Below are 4,671 nucleotides of genomic sequence, written 5' to 3' on the forward strand. Positions count from 1 at the left end.
TGTAAAAGTCCATTCAGAGGTCTCAGGTTTATACTGGCTAAATATATCTCTGAAAATATCACGGTCTTCCAATTGGATGGGCTTGAAATCAGGGAAACTTGGTTTTATTGCCACCGACATAATTGAATATTAAAACAAACCATTTGTAAAATCATCTTAAAATTTTCTTGTAATTATTTGTGTTGACAAATTCTTTGGGAAATTATAAAAAACCACAATGTCTTATTTCCATACTAACCAAGGTATGCATAAGACTTTTATCACACTATTTTTTAAGGAGGGTGTTATGAGACGTTTTTCGATATTAATTGTTTGTTTATTTATGTTAAGTCTCTTTGTGCCTCATGTTTTTGCACAGAATGAACTAAGGGTGGGAATTGTTCTCCCCCTTACCGGAGCTGAGGCAAAATTCGGCGAAATTGAGAAACGATCCTTTGAGATGGCCGTGGATGAAATCAATAAAAAAGGCGGCATCAACGGGAAAAAACTGGAGTTGGTCATAGAAGATGACACAGGACGGCCGGATGTGGGACGATCCGTTGTTGAAAAGCTCATCACTAAAGATAAGGTTGTCATGGTCGGCGGCGGATACAGCAGTTCCGTAACCTATGCCATTGCCGGTGTTTGCCAGCAAAATAGGGTCCCTTTTCTCGTTAATACCGGCTCCGCTGATACAATCACCACATCGGGATGGGATTACGTTTTCCGCTTGAACCCCGCTGTCAGTGAATATGCGGGGGCGATTGAGTCACTTCTCACTGACGTCATAAAGCCGAAAACGGTTGTTATCCTCCATGAAAATTCCCTGTTCGGAACATCAGGCGCCAAATCCTTTGAAGAAACCTGCAATAAATTGGGTTACAAGGTAGTTCTCAAACAGGGATATGAGGCTGGCGGAATTGATTTTAAACCTGTTCTCATCAATGTTAAAAAGCTCAACCCCGACATCGTCTATATGGTATCGTACATCATGGACGCCTCTCTGCTCATGAAACAGGCGAAGGAATTAAAACTGACACCGAAGATGTTCATCGGAGGGGCAGCAGGTTTCACCCTGCCGGAGTTCAAAAAAAATGCGGGAGTCGCTTCTGAGAAGGTAAGTTCGGCCACTCTCTGGTACCAAAGTCTCAAATATCCGGGTGCAATGGACTACTTTAAGAAATACGTAGCCAAGTATAAGAGCGAAACAGAGTATCACGGTGCAGAGGCATACGCGGCTGCGTATGTTATTGCCGACGTACTGAAAAGAGCAAAATCGTATAAACCTGCCGATATTAAGCAGGCTTTGTCTGAAACGGATATGATGACAGTCTTTGGTCCGGTCAAATTCATATCCTACGGGAAGTTTAAAAATCAGAATAAACTGCCTACCTATGTCGTTCAGTGGATCAACGGAAAGCTTGAATTGGTCTGGCCTGCCAAACTTGCTACCGAAAAGTTTGTATATCCTGTTAATTGGCTTGAAACCTGGAAGTATTAATTTTGAAAAATTGATAAAGTGAACTGACACTGAAATAATCCAGTGTCAGTTCACTTTCAACGAATAAAAGGTGTAATATCTTGGAATACTTAAAACTTTTTTGAAAGGATCGTCATATGAATGTCTTAATCCAAACAATCGTTGCGGGAATTCTCATTGGCGGAATCTATAGTCTGATTGGAATCGGAATGACGCTGATCATGGGTATTATGGGAATCATCAACCTGGCCCACGGCCAGTTGATGATGGTAGCCATGTACATAACCTTTGTGCTGCACCATGCCTTTAAAATTGACCCTTATGTTTCCCTGCTGGTTGCCATGCCAGCACTGTTTCTCTTGGGGGTCATTTTACAAAAATTCTTTTTGAACCCCTTAATTAAAGTTGAATCCATCCTTCCCGAAAACCAGGTTCTAATGACCGTCGGCATAGGCATGGTTCTGACGGAAATAGCCCGGTTCATCTTCACCTCCGATTACAAAACCGTCGAAACGTCATACAGTTCCAAGGCTTTCTTTATCGGTGACATTTCCTTCAATCAACCCATGTGTTTTGCCTTTATTATTGCCGTTGTTTTTACTTTGATCCTTTTCTGGTTCTTACTGAAAACAGACTTAGGCCGTTCCATCCGGGCTACAGCACAGGACAAAAACGCGGCAACCCTGATGGGTGTAAACAGCGGCAGGATCACCATTATCACATTCGGCCTCGGTTCAGCGTTGGTCGCGGCAGCGGGGAGTTTGTTAATACCCATCTTCTATCTTTTCCCTGATATCGGTGGCCCCTTCACCTTAAAGGCATTCGTAATCACCATACTGGGAGGCATGGGAAGTACGGTGGGAGCCATAGTCGGTGGACTCGTTTTGGGCATTGCAGAGTCTTTAGGTGCGACATATATCGGCATGGGTTATAAAGAAATGGTTGGTTTTGTCATATTCGTGCTTGTCCTGGTGTTCTTGCCCGGCGGGTTGAAACGCCTGACGAAAATATAAGAGGTAATTATGGGGAAAAAGCATCTTGCATATATCATTCTGGGACTCTTGGCTGTCACGTTTCCGTTCCTTGTCACTTCTGATTACTATCTGCATCTGGCCATTATCGCCCTTATGTGGGTTGTTATAGGATCTGCATGGAACCTTCTGGCAGGGTATACAGGTCAGGTATCCTTCGGTCATGCCATGTTTTTCGGAATAGGGGCCTACACCGCCGGAACCTTTGTGACAAAGCTGGGAATGTCCGCCTGGTGGGGCATGATGTTCGGGGGCGTAACCGCCATGCTCATCGGCCTTTTCGTAGGCTGGGTCTGCTTCAGATTGAGGGGGCCATATTTTGCCCTGGCTACCCTTGCCGGAGGTGAAATCTTCAGACTTATCGCCACCAACTGGGAAAGCCTTACCGAAGGCATGGTAGGAATTCTCATCATCCAGACCTTTAAGAGCAAACTGCCCTATTACTATATAGCCTTAGCCCTGGCTTTCCTCTGTATATTTGTCATACACCTGATTATGAAATCCAAATGGGGATATTATTTTATATCCATCAGGGAGAATCAGGATGCAGCAGAATCTCTGGGTATAAATACGACCCTCTATAAAAATGTATCCCTGTTGGTAAGCTCATTTTTTACAGGAATGGCAGGAGCGTTCTACATGAATTATATGGCCTTCATTGATCCTCATGTTGTATTCTCCCTCCATTATATATCCATTATGGCCATCCTGGTCGGAATCGTAGGTGGTGTGGCAACCATTATGGGGCCTGCAGTTGGTGCCTTTATTATGGTAGGTCTTCAGGAAACGTTCAGAAGTGCATTTTTCGGTCTGGCCCCAGCATGGACGAGCGAGGCCCATGTGCTGGTCTTCGGCCTGCTGGTTATCTTTGTGATTATGTTCTTACCAAACGGTATTGTGGGTGACTGGTTAAAAATTAAGCAAAATGTGTTCAGAATAAAGGCCTCAAGCTGAAAGGTATTCGTATGGGAGGATCATATGGCACTCCTTGAAGTGAAAAATCTAACGAAAGCGTTTGGTGGACTCATGGCGGTCAATAATGTCACCTTTCATTTAAATGAAGGAGAAATCATGGGCCTTATTGGGCCTAACGGCTCAGGAAAAACAACCATTTTTAATTGTATCAACAACTACTACCCCATTACATCCGGTGATGTTCTTTTCAAAGGACAAAGTATTAAGGGATTAAAAACCTACAAGATCTGCCACCTGGGTATTGGCCGGACCTTCCAGGTTGTCAAACCCCTATCCCGTATGACGGTTTTAGATAACGTAACAGCATCTGCTTTCTGCCGTGTAGGTACCATAAAAGAGGCGCGGGATGAGGCACTCAGGATTCTCGAATTCAGCGGTCTTATAGAACAGAAAGACAAACTAGCAAAAAGCCTCCCCATCGGAGGAAGGAAACGGCTTGAAATCGCCCGGGCTCTGGCAACAAAACCGGATCTCCTGCTTCTTGATGAAACCGCTGCCGGATTAACTCCTTCAGAGCTGGATGAAGCCATCGAGCTTATTCAAAGAATCAGAGATAACGGCACAACCATACTCATTGTAGAGCATATCATGAAAGTCATTATGTCCATATCGGATCGAATACACGCGATTAATTTCGGCCAGACGATTGCTGAAGGCACACCCAAGGAGGTTGCCAACAATCCCGCAGTGATCGAGGCCTATCTGGGGGAAGCATATGCTCAAGGTTGACGAAATCAGCGTATTTTACGGAGACCTCCAGGTTCTCTGGGATGTTTCTTTCGAGGTCAAGGAAAAGGAGATAGTAGTCCTCATTGGTTCCAATGGAGCAGGAAAATCCACTACCCTAATAACCATATCTGCCCTCCTCACCCCAAAGAAGGGAACGATCGAGTTCAATGGCACACGTATCGATCATCTACCGCCAAACAAGATTATAGAGCATGGCATCGTCCATGTTCCTGAAGCGAGACGTCTCTTTCCCGAAATGACCGTAGAGGAAAATCTGATCATGGGTTCTCTCTACGGTGAAGCAAAACGAAAACGTTATGAAACGATGGACTACGTCTATTCTCTCTTCCCGAGGCTCAAAGAAAGAAAAAAGCAGACCGCAGGAACGCTCTCCGGGGGTGAACAACAGATGCTTGCCGTGGGCAGGGGACTTATGTCATTACCCAAGTTGATGATGCTTGATGAGCCATCCCTGGG

The 4,671-nt window shown here is 44.7% G+C and carries 5 protein-coding genes; all 5 read left to right on the forward strand.

The window, feature by feature from the left end; translation table 11 throughout:
• Positions 1 to 286 precede the first annotated feature (286 nt).
• Positions 287 to 1,480, forward strand: a complete 1,194-nt coding sequence (locus NTU69_10485; GenBank protein MCX5803937.1) for an ABC transporter substrate-binding protein — start codon at positions 287 to 289, stop codon at positions 1,478 to 1,480.
• Positions 1,481 to 1,596: 116 nt separating this feature from the next.
• Positions 1,597 to 2,472: a branched-chain amino acid ABC transporter permease gene (locus NTU69_10490; GenBank protein ID MCX5803938.1), complete on the forward strand. Its 876-nt coding sequence runs from the start codon at positions 1,597 to 1,599 to the stop codon at positions 2,470 to 2,472.
• A 9-nt stretch (positions 2,473 to 2,481) separates the two neighbouring features.
• Positions 2,482 to 3,444, forward strand: a complete 963-nt coding sequence (locus NTU69_10495) for a branched-chain amino acid ABC transporter permease (GenBank protein MCX5803939.1) — start codon at positions 2,482 to 2,484, stop codon at positions 3,442 to 3,444.
• Positions 3,445 to 3,468: 24 nt separating this feature from the next.
• Entirely contained in the window at positions 3,469 to 4,194 is a 726-nt protein-coding gene (locus NTU69_10500; protein MCX5803940.1) for an ABC transporter ATP-binding protein, read from the forward strand.
• Positions 4,181 to 4,671, forward strand: a 491-nt coding sequence (locus NTU69_10505) for an ABC transporter ATP-binding protein (GenBank protein ID MCX5803941.1), incomplete at its 3' end; no start/stop codon positions are given. The genes NTU69_10500 and NTU69_10505, both read left to right, overlap by 14 nt.

The organism is Pseudomonadota bacterium (assembly GCA_026388215.1).
Lineage (GTDB): Bacteria > Desulfobacterota > Syntrophorhabdia > Syntrophorhabdales > Syntrophorhabdaceae > JAPLKF01.

What these genes read in the sequence shown, in the direction of transcription:
- NTU69_10485 (MCX5803937.1), top strand. Translation starts at nt 287, where the DNA reads ATGAGACGTTTTTCGATATTAATTGTTTGTTTATTTATGTTAAGTCTC.
- NTU69_10490 (MCX5803938.1), top strand. Translation starts at nt 1,597, where the DNA reads ATGAATGTCTTAATCCAAACAATCGTTGCGGGAATTCTCATTGGCGGA.
- NTU69_10495 (MCX5803939.1), top strand. Translation starts at nt 2,482, where the DNA reads ATGGGGAAAAAGCATCTTGCATATATCATTCTGGGACTCTTGGCTGTC.
- NTU69_10500 (MCX5803940.1), top strand. Translation starts at nt 3,469, where the DNA reads ATGGCACTCCTTGAAGTGAAAAATCTAACGAAAGCGTTTGGTGGACTC.